Annotated in this window: 12 protein-coding genes; 9 read left to right on the top strand and 3 right to left on the bottom strand. The window is 69.8% G+C overall.

The genetic code is table 11. The features are described 5' to 3' along the window. The gene (sppA, locus tag D7X30_RS20675; protein WP_120564657.1) at positions 1–1,797 is read right to left on the bottom strand and encodes a signal peptide peptidase SppA; all 1,797 of its coding nucleotides are present in this window, start codon (positions 1,795–1,797) and stop codon (positions 1–3) included. A gap of 250 nt (positions 1,798–2,047) precedes the next feature. Here sppA and D7X30_RS20670 point away from each other — a divergent pair, with 250 nt between their 5' ends. Further along, a complete protein-coding gene (locus D7X30_RS20670) occupies positions 2,048–3,034 on the top strand; it encodes an aldo/keto reductase (protein WP_120564656.1) in 987 nt (328 codons plus the stop codon). 21 nt (positions 3,035–3,055) lie between these two features. Here the strand turns inward: D7X30_RS20670 and D7X30_RS20665 are convergent, their stop codons facing one another. Further along, complete coding sequence (locus D7X30_RS20665; RefSeq protein ID WP_120564655.1) at positions 3,056–3,445, bottom strand: hypothetical protein; 390 nt, start codon at positions 3,443–3,445, stop codon at positions 3,056–3,058. Positions 3,446–3,675: 230 nt separating this feature from the next. Between D7X30_RS20665 and D7X30_RS20660 the strand changes: the two genes are divergently transcribed. The 6 genes from D7X30_RS20660 to rsmG all read left to right on the top strand — a co-directional run bounded on the left by D7X30_RS20660 (position 3,676) and on the right by rsmG (position 11,432). After that, positions 3,676–6,501, top strand: coding sequence for a pitrilysin family protein (locus D7X30_RS20660; RefSeq protein ID WP_199724462.1), 2,826 nt, complete (start codon positions 3,676–3,678; stop codon positions 6,499–6,501). 40 nt (positions 6,502–6,541) lie between these two features. Then, positions 6,542–7,003: a macro domain-containing protein gene (locus D7X30_RS20655; protein ID WP_120564653.1), complete on the top strand. Its 462-nt coding sequence runs from the start codon at positions 6,542–6,544 to the stop codon at positions 7,001–7,003. 36 nt (positions 7,004–7,039) lie between these two features. Then, on the top strand, positions 7,040–7,717 hold the full coding sequence (locus D7X30_RS20650; protein WP_120564652.1) for a glutathione S-transferase family protein: 678 nt from the start codon (positions 7,040–7,042) through the stop codon (positions 7,715–7,717). A gap of 108 nt (positions 7,718–7,825) precedes the next feature. Continuing rightward, positions 7,826–8,380, top strand: a complete 555-nt coding sequence (locus tag D7X30_RS20645; RefSeq protein WP_147443256.1) for a hypothetical protein — start codon at positions 7,826–7,828, stop codon at positions 8,378–8,380. A gap of 480 nt (positions 8,381–8,860) precedes the next feature. Further along, positions 8,861–10,702, top strand: a complete 1,842-nt coding sequence (mnmG, locus tag D7X30_RS20640) for a tRNA uridine-5-carboxymethylaminomethyl(34) synthesis enzyme MnmG (protein ID WP_120564650.1) — start codon at positions 8,861–8,863, stop codon at positions 10,700–10,702. A 76-nt stretch (positions 10,703–10,778) separates the two neighbouring features. Then, the gene (rsmG, locus tag D7X30_RS20635; RefSeq protein ID WP_120564649.1) at positions 10,779–11,432 is read left to right on the top strand and encodes a 16S rRNA (guanine(527)-N(7))-methyltransferase RsmG; all 654 of its coding nucleotides are present in this window, start codon (positions 10,779–10,781) and stop codon (positions 11,430–11,432) included. Between the two features lie 28 nt (positions 11,433–11,460). Here rsmG and D7X30_RS20630 read toward each other — a convergent pair whose 3' ends face one another. Then, positions 11,461–12,621, bottom strand: a complete 1,161-nt coding sequence (locus tag D7X30_RS20630) for an NAD(P)/FAD-dependent oxidoreductase (RefSeq protein ID WP_120564648.1) — start codon at positions 12,619–12,621, stop codon at positions 11,461–11,463. Between the two features lie 30 nt (positions 12,622–12,651). On the opposite strand from D7X30_RS20630, the gene D7X30_RS20625 reads away from it, so the two are divergent. Both D7X30_RS20625 and D7X30_RS20620 read left to right on the top strand, forming a co-directional pair. Beyond that, positions 12,652–12,957 (top strand): MarR family winged helix-turn-helix transcriptional regulator, encoded by a 306-nt coding sequence (locus D7X30_RS20625; RefSeq protein ID WP_147443255.1) that lies wholly within the window; start codon positions 12,652–12,654, stop codon positions 12,955–12,957. A 267-nt stretch (positions 12,958–13,224) separates the two neighbouring features. Next, a complete protein-coding gene (locus D7X30_RS20620) occupies positions 13,225–14,073 on the top strand; it encodes a helix-turn-helix transcriptional regulator (protein WP_233591683.1) in 849 nt (282 codons plus the stop codon). The last annotated feature ends 9 nt before the right edge of the window (positions 14,074–14,082 follow it).

Below are 14,082 nucleotides of genomic sequence, written 5' to 3'. Positions count from 1 at the left end.
CTACCAGCGCACCTCCGGAAGCGGCGCGTACAGCATGCGCCCCTCCGCGCCCTGCCCGGTGAGGCCCAGCTTCGCGCCCACGCGGTACACGGCCCGCACCTGCTCCAGCACCTGGGACGACACGGCGGCGTGGCTTCCGGTGGTCTCGTCATCGCTGTTGTCCGCCTCGTGGTTGCCCAGCAGCTCCGACAGCACCTGGCCCGTGGGCCGGGGGCGCGGGAAGACGACGAGGCGGACCGGGGCGCCCTTCTCCAGCTTCGCGGCTTCCCTGGCCAGCTCCAGCGCCTTCGGGTAGCCGCCGAGCGCGTCCACCAGCCCGCGCTCCAGCGCGTCCTCGCCCGTCCAGACGCGCCCCTTCGCGACCGCCTGGAGCTTCTCCAGCGGCATGTTCCGCGCCTGGGCGGCGCGGCTGGTGAAGTCCAGGTAGATGGTGTCCAGCTCGGTCTCCAGCTGCGCGCGCTGCTCGGGGGTGAACTCCTGGTCGGAGCTGGCGAAGGTCGCGTTCTTCCCGAAGGCGATGGTGTCGAAGTTCACGCCCAGCTTCGCCCACAGCTCCGACGTGACGAACTTGCCGTTGTACACGCCGATGCTCCCCGTCAGCGTGCCCGGCTGGGCGACGATCTTGTCCCCGGCCATGGCCACGAAGTAGCCGCCGCTGGCCGCGTACGTCCCCATGGAGACGATGACGGGCTTGCCCGCCTCACGCGCGCGCTGCACCTCCCGGCGGATGGTGTCGCTGGCGGAGTAGCTGCCGCCCGGGCTGTCCACGCGGAAGAGGATGGCCTTCACGGACGGGTCCTCCACCGCCTTGCGGAAGGCCGCCGCCACCGTGTCGCCGCCCATCACCTGGCCGCCGGAGAGCGGGTTGGACTGGCTCTTGCCGCGCAGCACTTCGCCCACGCCGTAGATGAGCGCGATGCTGGTGCCCGTCTGGTGCGGCCGGCCCGCGCGCTCCAGGTACTTGTCCACGTAGAGGAACTGCGCGCCCTCTCCGGCCTGCTGCTTCAGCTCGTCGTGGATTTCGTCGCGGTAGCGCAGCCCGTCCACCAGCTTCGCGTCCACGGCCGCCTGGCCCATGAAGGGCGCGCGGTCGATGAGCGCGCGCACCTCGTCCTCGGACAGCTTGCGGCCCTCGGCCACGCCCTTCACCACCTGCTGGAAGAGGCTGCCGCCGTAGGCCTCCGTGGCCTCACGCTGGTGCGGGCCGTAGGACTCGTCGGTGAAGCTGTTGACGGCGTTCTTGAACTCGGCGCGCTTGCCGAACTCCGGCTTCACGCCCAACTTCGCGAAGGCGTCGCGCGCGAAGGGCGTCTCCATCACCAGGCCGGTGAGCCCCACGTCGCCGGAGGGCTGGATGTAGACGGAGTCGAAGGCGCTCGCGAGGTAGTAGGCGCCGGTGCCGTTGCCCGCCTCACCGAAGCCGTCCGCGTAGGCCACCGCCCGCTTGCCCGACGCGCGGAAGGCCTTCACCGCGTCCCGCAGCTCCTGCACCTGCGCCGCGCTGCCCGGCTGCCCGATTCGCACCACCAGCGACTTCACCCGGGGGTCCGTGGCGGCCTTCTCCAGGCCCTCCACCACGTCCCTCAGCGACGTGGGCTCCTCGCCGAAGGCGCCCGCCAGGGACGTGTCCAGCGTGTACTCCGGCAGCGGCTCCTTCAGGTCCAGCTCCAGCACCAGGTTGGACGGCACACCCGGCTTGCTCGATGCCGCGAGCATCAGCAGCCCCACCACACCCACCACGAAGAGGATGGACAGCGCTCCAATGAAGGCCAGCGCGCCAATGAAGAAGCGTTTCATCCGAGAGGACTCCTGGTGCCCAAGTACCCGAGGGGCATTCCCCCATCATCAGGCGGCCTACCATCAACGCGCGCGTCCGACGACGCTTGCGTGCGATGCATTGATGGACGGCGGACGGGGAGGCAGGGCCCGCCCGTCCTGGTGGCCGGTGGGCGGGCCGGCACCCGGGCCCGGGCGAGGGCCGCCGCGGTGCACACCGTCCTTCTTGGAGCCAGGGGAACCAGGGGCCTCCGGCCCCGGGAGGCATGGGATGCAGAAGCGACGGTTGGGCAATTCCGACATGGACCTCACCGCGCTGGGGTTTGGCGCGTGGGCCATTGGAGGGGGCGGCTGGGCGTTCGCCTGGGGCGCGCAGGATGACGCGCAGTCCATTGAAGCCATCCAGCGCGCGTTGGATTCGGGCATCAACTGGATCGACACGGCGGCGGTGTATGGGTTGGGGCACTCCGAGGACGTGGTGTCCCGGGCGCTGAAGGGCCGGGACAAGCGGCCGTATGTCTTCACCAAGTGCGGGATGGTCTGGGATGACCGGGGCAAGGTCAGCCGCGGGTTGAGAGCGGACTCGGTGCGCAAGGAGTGTGAGGCATCCCTGCGCCGGCTGAAGGTGGATGCCATTGATTTGTATCAGGTGCACTGGCCGGTGGAGGACGGGGCGGAGCTTGAAGAGGGATGGACGGCGCTGGCGGAGCTGCAACGGCAGGGCAAGGTGCGCTGGCTGGGTGTGTCCAACTTCAATGTCTCGCAGTTGGAGCGGGTGCGGCGCATTGCTCCGGTGACGTCATTGCAGCCGCCTTATTCGATCATCCACAGTGACATCGAGGACGACCTGCTGCCCTACTGCCAGACGCAGGGCATTGGGGTGATTGTGTATTCACCCATGGCGTCCGGCCTGCTGACCGGAGCGATGACACGCGAGCGCATCCTGGCGATGCCAGACGACGACTGGCGCCGCGGCAGCGAGGACTTCCAGGAGCCGAAGTTGTCGCATCACCTGTCACTGGTGGAGCGCATGCGTGAGGTGGGTGCGCGGCATGGGCGTTCTCCGGCGGAGGTGGCCCTTGCCTGGACGCTGCGAGGGCCGGCCGTCACCGCCGCCATCGTGGGGGCGCGCAGCGCGAAGCAGGTGGATGGCTTCATCCAGGCGGGGGACTTCCGGCTGACGTCCGAGGAGGTCCGCGAGGTGGAGGAGGTCCTGGGGTCCGGCTCCGCGATGGCGCCCGGGGGCATCTACGCCTGAGTAAGGAGGCGCATGGAGGGTTTAGTTCTCCCCTGGGCCGTCCATGCGCTCTTCCAGCACGTCGATGCGGTTGCGGTCCGTGCTCTGGGCATCCGCGAGCTGGTTCAGCATGCGGCCCGCCTGACCGAACATTTTCGTCTGGTGGAGTTTGATGCCATCCACCTCTTTCGCAAGCGTCGAGAGGTGCGTGACGAACTCATCCATGTTGTCGCGGAACCCATCCACTTCCCTGGAGAAGGCACGGACCTGATCCGCGAAGACTTGGGTCCTCCGGTAGACGACCCGGCACTTCGTGCGGAGCACCCTCAGCTCCTTCTGGGTCCGCGCGTACTGCTCCTTCGCCTCCTCCTGCATCTCGCGGAACTCGTGCAGCATCTGCAGCATCAGGTCCCCGCCCATCGCCTTCGCCATTCCGTTCCCTCCCTGGTGACGCGCGAGTCTCCTACCAACCCATCCTGACATCGGATCCGCGCCAGGATACATGACGACCTGTGAGGTTGGAAGCGCGGGACAGGACCTGTGACGGTCCATGGGTGTCCCTGGGTGGACGCCTGCCCGGGGGGTTCGGGTTTCTCGGGATGGGAGGACCCGGTGGAGCGGTTAGAAGTCCCGTGCCTACTCCTTCGCACCCCGAGAACCGCATGACGCGTCGTACCCCGCTCGCCCTGCTGGCTGTCCTGCTCGTGGCGGCCCCGCCCGTGTGGGCCCGGGCCCCGGCTCCCCTTCCGAAACCCGCTGCCTCCTCGACCGCGCGCGCTCAGACGAAGCCGGCCGCCCTGGCTCCCGTCGCGAGCGTCGAGGGCATCACCGAATACCGCCTGCCCAATGGCCTGCGCGTCCTGCTCTTCCCGGACCCCACCAAGGCCACCGTCACCGTCAACGTCACCTACCTCGTGGGCAGCAAGCACGAGGGCTACGGCGAGACGGGTATGGCGCACCTGCTCGAACACCTGATGTTCAAGGGCACGCCCACCACCCCCAACGTGCCCCAGGCCCTCACCGAACGCGGCGCGCGCCCCAACGGCACCACCTGGCTGGACCGCACCAACTACTACGAGACCCTGCCCGCGTCGGACGACAACCTGTCCTGGGCGCTCGCCTTCGAGGCGGACCGCATGGTCCACAGCTTCATCGCGAAGAAGGACCTGGACAGCGAGATGACCGTGGTCCGCAACGAGTTCGAGTCCGGCGAGAACGACCCGCGCGGCATCCTCTTCAAGCGCACCATGAGCGCCGCGTACCGCTGGCACAACTACGGCAAGGCCACCATCGGCGCGAAGGCGGACCTGGAGAACGTGCCCATCGACCGGCTCCAGGCCTTCTACCGGCGCTACTACCGCCCCGACAACGCGACGCTCGTCATCGCCGGCCGCTTCCAGCCGGAGAAGGCCCTGTCGCTCGTGCAGTCCACGTTCGGCAAGCTCCAGAAGCCCGCGGATCCGGTGCCCGTCACGTACACCCAGGAGCCCACCCAGGACGGTGAGCGCGAAATCACGCTGCGCCGCGTGGGCGACAACCAGCTGATCTCCAGCGTCTACCACGTGCCCGAGGGCGCCCACCCCGACTTCGCCGCCATCGACGTGCTCACCCAGGTGCTGGGCGACGTGCCGTCCGGCCGCCTCTACAAGGCGCTCGTGGAGACGAAGAAGGCCTCGCGCGCGGGCGCGTTCAACTTCCAGCTGCGCGACCCGGGCGTCATCGGCTTCAGCACGGAAGCCCGACAGGATCAGCCCCTGCCCCCCGTGCGTGAGGCGCTGATCAAGACCGTGGAGGAGGCCTCCCGCACGCCCTTCACCGACGAAGAGGTGAACCGCGCGAAGACGGCCCTCGCGAAGCAGACGGAGCTCCTGCTCAACAACTCCGAGCGCGCCGCCATCCTCCTGTCCGAGTGGGCCGCCGTGGGCGACTGGCGCCTGCTCTTCCTGCACCGCGACCGCATCGAGGCCGTCACGCCCGCGGACGTCACCCGCGTGGCCGCCGCGTACCTCAAGAGCTCCAACCGCACCCTGGGCACCTTCGTGCCCACGCCCAAGCCGGACCGCTCGGAGCTGCCGCCCGCGGTGGACGTGGCGAAGATGGTGGACGGCTACCAGGGCAAGGCCGCTGTCGCCCAGGGCGAGGCCTTCGACCCCTCCCCCGCCAACATCGAGTCGCGCGTGCAGCGCGGCGAGCTGGCCAACGGCGTGAAGTACGCGCTGCTGCCCAAGAAGACGCGCGGTGAGATGGTCAACCTGGCGCTGGACCTGCGCTGGGGCACCGCGGAGGCCGTGAACGGCAAGCTGCCCGCTGCCTCCTACGCCGGCGGCATGCTGATGCGCGGCACGAAGAAGCACACCCGCCAGCAGCTCTACGACGCGCTCGACAAGCTCAAGGCCCGCGTGGGCATGGACGGCGGTGCGATGGGCGCCAGCGTCTCCATCGAGTGCCCGCGCGCGAGCCTCCCGGAGGTCCTCAAGCTGGTGGCCGAAGTGCTGCGCGAGCCCGCCTTCGACGCGAAGGAGTTCGCGCTCCTCAAGCAGGAGCGGCTGGCCTCGCTGGAGTCGCAGCGCAGCGAGCCGCAGCCCCAGGGCAGCATCGCGTTCTGGCGCGTGCTGAGCTCGCACTACCCCAAGGGCCACCCGTACTACATCTCCTCGCTGGATGAGCGCCTGGCCGACGCGAAGGCCGTCACGCTGGAGCAGGCGCGCGACTTCCACCGCCAGTTCTACGGCGCCTCGCGCGGGGAGCTCGCCGTGGTGGGTGACTTCGACGCGAAGGAGATCACCTCGCTCGTGGGCACCCTGCTCGACGGCTGGAAGAGCCCGGTCCCCTACGCGCGCGTGCCTCGCACGTTCCAGGCCGTGGCCCCGAAGTCCGTGGTGCTGGAGACGCCGGACAAGGCCAACGCGTACTTCCTCGCGGGCCAGCTGCTCCAGCTGCGCGACGACCATGCGGACTGGCCCGGCGTGATGATGGGCAACTTCATGCTGGGCGGCGGCTTCCTCAACTCGCGGCTGGCCACGCGCGTGCGCCAGCAGGACGGCCTGTCCTATGGCGTGGGCAGCAGCGTGTCCGTCGAGGAGCTGGACTCGGTCGGCTGGTTCCTCACCTACGCCATCTACGCGCCGCAGAACGCCCAGAAGCTGGAGGCCGCCATGCGCGACGAGGTCACTCGCGCCGTGCAGAAGGGCTTCACGCCGCAGGAGCTGGACAAGGCTCGCGCGGGGCTCCTGGAGTACCGCCAGTCCGCTCGCGCGCAGGACAGCAACCTGGCGCAGCAGCTGGTAGACGGCCTGTATCTGGGGCGCACGCTCGCGTTCGACGCGGCCGTGGAGGCGAAGCTCCAGAAGCTGACCCCCGAGGACGTGCGCAAGGCCCTGTCCAATCACGTGGACTTCAGCAAGGCGACCTTCGTGCGCGCGGGTGACTTCGCGAACGCCGCCAAGCAGCAGGCCCCGGCGCCGGCCAAGGCGACCGCGGCGCCATAAGGCCGTGTCTGTCATTGGGCATGGGCGCTAGAGTCCGCCCATGCCCGTGCAACTGGTGGAAGGCGACCTGCTGGACCAGCCGGTGGACGCCATCGTCAACGCGTGGAACCGGAACATCATCCCCTGGTGGCTGCTGTTGCCGCAGGGGGTGTCCGGGGCCATCAAGCGCCGGGGCGGCACGGCGCCGTTCCGCGAGGTCGCGCGCGTGGGGCCCATGCCGCTGGGCTCGGCGGTGGTGACCGGGCCCGGGCGCCTGCCCTTCAAGGGCATCATCCACGTCGCGGGCATCAACATGCTCTGGCGTGCGTCCGCGCGGTCCATCCAGGACTCGGTGCGAAACGCGCTGGGGCGGGCCACGGAGCACGGCTTCCGCTCCTTGGCGTTCCCCATCATCGGCGCGGGCTCCGGGAGCTTCAACGAGGACCGCGCGCTGGAGCTGATGCGCGAGGCCCTGGGGGACGCCCCCGATTTCGACGTGCGCGTGGTGCGCTTCCGCCGTTAGACGAGCGCACCTCTTCACACGCGAAGCGAGGGTGACATGATCGACCTGTACACGTGGGGCACGCCGAACGGCTTCAAGGTCTCCGTGGCTCTGGAGGAACTGGCGCTGCCATACACCGTGCACGCGCTGGACATCTCCACCGGCGTGCAGAAGCAGCCCGCGTTCCTGGCCATCAACCCGAATGGCCGCATCCCCGCCATCGTGGACCGCTCGGAGGGCGACTTCGCCGTCTTCGAATCCGGCGCCATCCTCATCTACCTGGCTGAGAAGACGGGCAAGCTGATGCCCACGGACGCGAAGGGCCGCTCGCGAGTCATCCAGTGGCTGATGTTCCAGATGGGCGGCGTGGGCCCCATGCAGGGGCAGGCCAACGTCTTCTTCCGCTACTTCCCGGAGAAGCTTCAGCCCGCCATCGACCGGTACCAGAACGAGACGCGCCGCCTGTACACGGTGCTGGAGAGCCGGCTGAAGGACCACGAGTACCTGGCCGGGGACTACAGCATCGCGGACATCGCGAACTGGGCGTGGGTGCGCTCGCACGAGTGGGCGGGCGTGTCCGTGGACGGGCTGCCGGGCGTGCAGCGGTGGCTGGCCTCCATCGAGAACCGGCCCGCGGCGCAGCGCGGACTGGATGTGCCCACGCCGCGCAAGCAGGAGGACGCACGGACCGCCGCGCAGCGCATCGAGGGCGCTCGCGGGCTCATCCAGCGCTGAAGCGCCCTCCCCTCCCCTGCCCCGTCATGGACCCGGACATCCGTCTCGGGCGTGCGCATGATGGGGCCGTTCAAGGCTCCTGAATCGGGAGCCCGGGGAGTGGATGACATGGAAGTGGTGCGGAGCCTGGGCCGGTGGGCCGGACTGTGTCTGGCATTGGGACTGTGGGGCGCGTGCACGCCGAGCGGCGGCACCGTGCGCGCGTCGCGGGACAACGTGGCGCTGGATGGCTGCGCGCCGGCCACGTGCTCGCAGGCGATGGTGGCCTGTGGCCGGACGCCGGACGGGTGTGGCGGCTTCATCGACTGCGGCGACTGTCAGGCCGGCACGTGCACCGACGGCCGCTGCGTGGCCCCGCCCGTGCCCGCCGAGCCGAAGAAGGAACCCACCGGCCCCATCAGCACCTGCAGCCCCGGGTGCAAACCCAACGAGTCCTGCGTGGACGACCGCTGCGTCTGCCAGCGCTCGACGTGCGCCTCGCTGGGGCTGAAGTGCGGCACCGCGAACGATGGCTGCGGCGGCGTGGTGCAGTGCGGCGCGTGCGTGCCGGCGTGCCGCCCGGACGAGATGGAGTGCTGCGGCGCGTGCATCCCGAAGTCCGACGGGCGCTGCCCGGAGAACGTGCACTGCCCCAGCCGGTCGAATCCCCTCCCCACCCGCTGACGCCGGGCGGTTTCCGGGCCCGGGTGAAGGGCCCGGAACCGGGAATGTCAGACCCCCCCGCTATACCCTTCCCCGTCGCGCACACGGAGGGTCCGCCGGCCTCGCTGGTTCGAGTCCGAGAGCCCCATGCGCCCTCACCGCATGGGCCGCTTTCCGGCCCCCGTGTGTGCGACGCCATGTGAAGGCACGAGGTCCGGGGGACTCGTGCGGGCAAGGTCCCATGGATGCCATCGCCGTCGAAGGGCCAGAGACGCCACCGGTGTGTCAGGCGCGTCCTTGACGGATCCACGATGACTGGTGCGCGCGAGGCGGGCGGCGTTGTTACCCCTCCCACTGCCCGCCTCGCGTGCTCCCAAACTTGGCCGGGCCATGTCTGTGTTTGGGCCACGGCCCAGGCCGGGGAGGAACCAGCCGGGTGGACGGTGTCCCCAGGGTCGGCTTGCCACGGACGCGCCGGGGCGTGATACCCCCCGGGACGCGATGGAACTCCGATACGACATCGTCGTGGTGGGCCTGGGCCACGCGGGCTGCGAGGCGGCGCTCGCGTGCGCCCGAATGGGCCTGTCCACCCTGGGCGTGACGCTCAAGCGCGAGCGCGCCGCCGTGATGAGCTGCAACCCCGCCGTGGGTGGCACCGCCAAGGGCCACCTGGTGCGTGAGCTGGATGCGCTCGGGGGCCAGATGGGCCGCGCGGCGGACCTCGCGGGCACGCACGTCAAGGTCCTCAATCCCTCCAAGGGCCCCGCCGTGCAGGCCACTCGCGTCCTCTGCGACCGCGATGCCTACGCCGCAGGCATGCAGTCCTTCCTCTTCACCCAACCCAACCTCGCCGTGCTCGAAGGCGAAGTGGCCGCCGTCGTCGCGGAGGAGGGGAGGGTGAAGGGCGTGGTGCTGGGGGACGGCACGCACGTACTGGCCCGCGCGGTGCTCCTCACCACCGGCACCTTCCTTCGCGCGCTCATGCACGTGGGCGAGCAGAAAGAGGTCGGCGGCCGTCTGGGAGACGAAGCCGCGCGCGGCCTGTCGGAGTCGCTGCACGCGCTCGGCTTCACGCTGGGCCGCTTCAAGACGGGCACTCCCGCGCGCCTGTCCCGGGACAGCATCGACTGGGACGCAGTCACGCCGCAGTCGGGGGACGTGGGCGTGCGGCCGTTCTCCTGGCGCACGCAGGTGGAGCAGGGCCTGCCGTTCCCGCGCCGGCCCTCCGTGATGTGCGGCCTCACCGCGACGACGGAGGCGACGCACCGGCTGCTGCGCGACAACCTGCACCGCTCGCCGCTGTTCCAGGGGGACATCGTGGGGCGAGGGCCCCGGTACTGCCCGTCACTGGAGGACAAGGTGGTGCGCTTCGCCGCTCGCGAACGGCACCAGGTGTTCCTCGAACCGGAGGGGCCCACGTCGCCGCTCGTGTACCCGGCGGGCCTGTCCACCAGCATGCCCGCGGACGTGCAGCTGGAGTTCCTGCGCACCATCCCCGGCCTGTCCCGCGTGGAGGTGGTCCGCTACGGCTACGCGGTGGAGTACGACTACGCGCCTCCCACGCAGCTGCACTCCACGCTGGAGACGAAGGCCGTCGCGGGCCTGTTCTTCGCGGGCCAGCTCAACGGCACCTCCGGCTACGAGGAGGCCGCCTTCCAGGGCCTGTGGGCCGGCATCCAGGCGGCGCTCCAGGTGAAGGGCGAACCGGCGCTCGTCGTGGGTCGTGATGAAGCGCACGGCGCGGTGCTCGTGGATGACCTGGTGACGAAGGGCGTGGATGAACCGTTCCGCATGTTCACCAGCCGCTCCGAACACCGGCTCAAGCTGCGCGAGGGCAACGCGGACCTGCGGCTCGCTCGGCACGGACATCGCGTGGGGCTCCTGCCGAAGGAGGCCCTGGAGCGCGCGGAGGCTCGGGCCCAGGCGGTGACGGCGGAGGTCGCGCGGCTCAAGCGCTCCGGCCTGGCGATGCGGCTCAAGCGCCCGGAGGTGACGTACGCGCAGCTGGCGCAAGAGCGCGAGGACTTCCCGGCCCTCACCCCCGACGTCGCGGAGGAGGTGGAGGTGGAGGTGAAGTACGAGGGCTATATCGCCCAGGCCGCCCGGGCCGCGGCGCGCGAGGCGGAGGCGTCCGACCGCTGGCGCATCCCCGACACGTTCCGCTTCACGGACGTGCGCGGTCTGGGTACGGAGGCTGTGGAGAAGTTGTCCGCGCACCGGCCCGGGACGGTGGGGCAGGCTCGGCGGATTCCGGGCCTGACGCCCGCCGCGGTGTCCCTGCTCCTGGTCGCGCTCAAGCGGGGGCAGGGGTCGTCAAGTGATCAGGAACAGGGCTGTGGATAACGTGTGGATATTTCTGGGGATGAATTTCTCCTGAATGATTCCAAGGACTTGAAGGGCCCTTCGGGGTGGAGGTGTTGTGGATAACGCGCGGTTCGCAGATCAGCTGGCATCAGGATGCAGTGCGTTGGGAATCACCGTGGGACCGGACGTGGGACCCAAGCTCCAGCGGCTGATGGCGGAGCTCCTGAAGTGGAACGCGAAGGTGAACCTCACGGCCATCACCGCGCCGGAGGAGGTGCTGGAGAAGCACTTCCTGGACTCGCTCGCGGTGCTGCCGGAGGTGAAGGGCGCGACGTCGCTGTTGGACCTGGGCGCGGGCGCGGGCTTCCCCGGGCTGCCGCTCAAGCTGGAGCTGCCGGAGATGGGCGTGACGCTGGTGGACACGGTCGGCAAGAAGATCGCGTTCATCAAGGCCGCCGCCGCCAGCCTGGGCCTCGTCGGCGTGCGCGGACTGCACGCTCGGGCGGAAGGGAAGCCGGAGACGGAAGGGATTCCGCGCGCGCAGGTGCTCATCGCGCGAGCGTTCATGGACCTGCCGGACTGGCTGAACCTGGCGCCCGCGTACGTGGAGGAGGGTGGACGCGTGGTGGCGATGCTGGGCAAGCAGCAGACGGACGCGGAGCTCCAAGCGCGCGCGGCCGAGCGCAACCTGCGCGTGGTGTCCGCTCGGGCGTACCGGCTCCCTTTCTCCGGCGCCGAGCGTCAGGTCGCGGTGTTCGCGAAGCAGTAGGGGAGGGGAGGGCGGTCGGGCTCCGCCTTCAGTGCGAGCCCATGCCCGCCGCCTGCTGCTGGATCTCCCGGAAGTGCTCCAGCACGTGCTCGAGCGCGTGCTCGGAGACGAAGTCGAGTCCCTGCATGGCGCCTGCGGCGGCCGAGGCGGCGCGCTCGAACATGGCCTCCTCGTAGCCCTTCACGGCGCGGCTCCAGTCGGCATTCGCCGCGAGCGCGAGCCCCAGCTCCAGACCATCGAGCATCGCCATGTTCACGCCCTCGCCGGAGAAGGGCGGCATGACGTGGGCCGCGTCTCCGAGCAGCGTCACGCCCGGCCGGTGCATCCACCGGTGGCCCACGGGCAACGCGACGATGGGGCGCGCGACGAGGGTGTCGTTGCACGCGTCGATGAACGCGAGCAGGAACGGCGCCCATCCTGGGAGCAGTGCCTTGAGCTGTTCGCGGGCCCGGGCAGGGGAGGACGTGTCCACGAGCCCCTGCTGGAGCTGTGCCTCGGACACCCGGAACATGAAGTACGCGCGCACGTGGCCGTGGCTGCTGCGCTGGGCGATGAGTCCCTGGTTGTTCCCGATGACGGAGATCTTCCCGCGCGGGAGCAGCTTCGCGACCTCCGGATGCCGCGTGTCCACGTCGTCGATTTGCAGCTCGATGAAGAGCACGCCCGTGAAGGCCGGCGTCGCTGAGGACACGAGCGGGCGGATCCGCGACCACGCACCATCCGCGCCCACCACCAGGTCGAACTCGCCGAGCGAACCCGCCGGACCCACGACGCGGTAGCGCCCGTCGGGGAGCGGCTCCACGGAGGACACCTTGCTTCCCCAGCGGATCCGCTCCGCGGGGAGGCTGTCCAGCAGGAGTGAGCGCAGCTGCGTGCGGTCAATCTCTGGCCGGTCGCCGTCGCTCGCCTCGTTGTGTTGGAAGTGGAGCGTCCCCTGAGCGTCGTAGATGGCGTCGCCCTGGTCGTCGTACCGGGCGACGGCCTTGAACTCCGCCTCCAGTCCGGCCTCGCGAAGCGCGCGCAGTCCGGAGTCGCCGTGCAGGTCCAGCGAACCTCCCTGGGGACGGGCGAGCGGGTGCTCATCCAACTCGAACACCGTGGCCGCGATGCCCCGTGTCTCCAGGACCCGAGCCAACGTCAGCCCACCCGGACCACCTCCAATGATTCCCACTGTCTTCGTGATGTGCATAGTGTGCTATGTAAATTGGGATGGGGCCTCATGCAACCCAAAGGGACTCCGGGTGGTGGGACACCAATCGAGGCGAAGTGGGTGCGGGTGGAGCAGCCGGCGATGGCGGAGCTGCTGGCGCGCATGGAGCGCGATGGCGTGGTCCAGCGCGAACCCAATCCGGCGGACGCGCGCGGAAGCCTGACGTCGCTCACCTGCACGGCGCGACAGCGATGGCCGGAGGGGAAGGCGGCGCTGATGGCCGTGGAACAGGACGTGATGGCGGGCTTCAGCGCGAAGGAGAAGGAGCAACGGGTGAGACTGCTTCAACGCGTGGTGGAGAACCTGAAGCGGTGACGCGGATCCGCGTCACGACGTGAGTGGATCCACGGTCGCTTCAGCGGTGCTCGGATCCATCGCACGGAGAAGCAGCAGGGCCTCCCGTCTGAGTCGCACCGCGCGAACTTGTCCGACAGTCGGACAGGTTTGGAGCGCCCCGTCGGGAGGGGAGGGCACCTGGACCGTTCGCCTGAACGTCTGGGGTGGTCACGAACGTTCGCGGACGATGCGTGGAACGCGCGGTTCCGATGCCGCACGCGGATGGTTCGCCTAACGTGCCTCCGCGTGACGGACACCTCCCGCAGCTCCGGGCGCGTCGAACTCGCGCACTTCCTTCGCAGCCGCCGTGAGCGTTTGCATCCGGAGGAGGTGGGACTTCCCACGGGTTCGCGGCGTCGCACGCCGGGCCTTCGTCGCGAGGAACTGGCGCGGCTCGCCGACGTGGGCGTCAGTTGGTACACGTGGCTGGAGCAGGGGAGGGACATCCACGTCTCCGAACCGCTGCTGGAGCGCCTGGTGGTCGCGCTCCGCCTGACGCCGACGGAACGTCTGCACCTCTTCGCGCTGGCGCACGGCCGGCCCGCGCCCCTGCCCGTGCGCTCTCCGGAGTCGGTCAGCGACGCGCTTCAACGGCTGCTCGATGCGCATCCCTTTCCGGCGCTCGTCTCCACCCGGCGGTGGGACATCATCGCGTGGAACGCGGCGGCGACGATCCTCTACGCGGACCTGGGACTTCCGGCCTCCTCGCCGGAGGAGCGCAACGGCTTGTGGGCGCTGTTCATGAATCCGGACCGGCGCGCGCGCATGCCCTCTTGGGAGGAGGCGGTGCGCCGAGCCGTGGCGGGATTCCGGATGGACGCCGCGAGGGCCGCGGACCGGTCGGAGTTCGACGCGCTGGTGGAGAAGCTCCAGGCCGCGAGCCCGGAGTTCGCGCGCCTCTGGCGTGAGCACGACGTGGTGGAGACCCCCTCCATGTTGAAGGTGCTCATCCTCCCGGAGCTGGGGCCCATCGAGTTCGAGAACGTCACGCTCACGTACTCGGAACCCGATGGGCGGGAGCTGCGCGTGTCCTTCTATGCGCCGCATCCCGGTCCCAACCTGGATCGCGCGCGGAAGCTGTTCCTGCGGACGTAGCGCGGATCC

Origin of the sequence: Corallococcus sp. AB011P (assembly GCF_003611605.1) — a bacterium.
GTDB classification, from domain to species: Bacteria; Myxococcota; Myxococcia; order Myxococcales; family Myxococcaceae; genus Corallococcus; species Corallococcus coralloides.
The sequence above is the reverse complement of the archived record's forward strand: the minus strand, read 5'-3'. Positions and strand labels throughout refer to the sequence as shown.

What these genes read in the sequence shown, in the direction of transcription:
- sppA (WP_120564657.1), bottom strand. Translation starts at nt 1,797, where the DNA reads ATGAAACGCTTCTTCATTGGCGCGCTGGCCTTCATTGGAGCGCTGTCC.
- D7X30_RS20670 (WP_120564656.1), top strand. Translation starts at nt 2,048, where the DNA reads ATGCAGAAGCGACGGTTGGGCAATTCCGACATGGACCTCACCGCGCTG.
- D7X30_RS20665 (WP_120564655.1), bottom strand. Translation starts at nt 3,445, where the DNA reads ATGGCGAAGGCGATGGGCGGGGACCTGATGCTGCAGATGCTGCACGAG.
- D7X30_RS20660 (WP_199724462.1), top strand. Translation starts at nt 3,676, where the DNA reads ATGACGCGTCGTACCCCGCTCGCCCTGCTGGCTGTCCTGCTCGTGGCG.
- D7X30_RS20655 (WP_120564653.1), top strand. Translation starts at nt 6,542, where the DNA reads ATGCCCGTGCAACTGGTGGAAGGCGACCTGCTGGACCAGCCGGTGGAC.
- D7X30_RS20650 (WP_120564652.1), top strand. Translation starts at nt 7,040, where the DNA reads ATGATCGACCTGTACACGTGGGGCACGCCGAACGGCTTCAAGGTCTCC.
- D7X30_RS20645 (WP_147443256.1), top strand. Translation starts at nt 7,826, where the DNA reads ATGGAAGTGGTGCGGAGCCTGGGCCGGTGGGCCGGACTGTGTCTGGCA.
- mnmG (WP_120564650.1), top strand. Translation starts at nt 8,861, where the DNA reads ATGGAACTCCGATACGACATCGTCGTGGTGGGCCTGGGCCACGCGGGC.
- D7X30_RS20630 (WP_120564648.1), bottom strand. Translation starts at nt 12,621, where the DNA reads ATGCACATCACGAAGACAGTGGGAATCATTGGAGGTGGTCCGGGTGGG.
- D7X30_RS20625 (WP_147443255.1), top strand. Translation starts at nt 12,652, where the DNA reads ATGCAACCCAAAGGGACTCCGGGTGGTGGGACACCAATCGAGGCGAAG.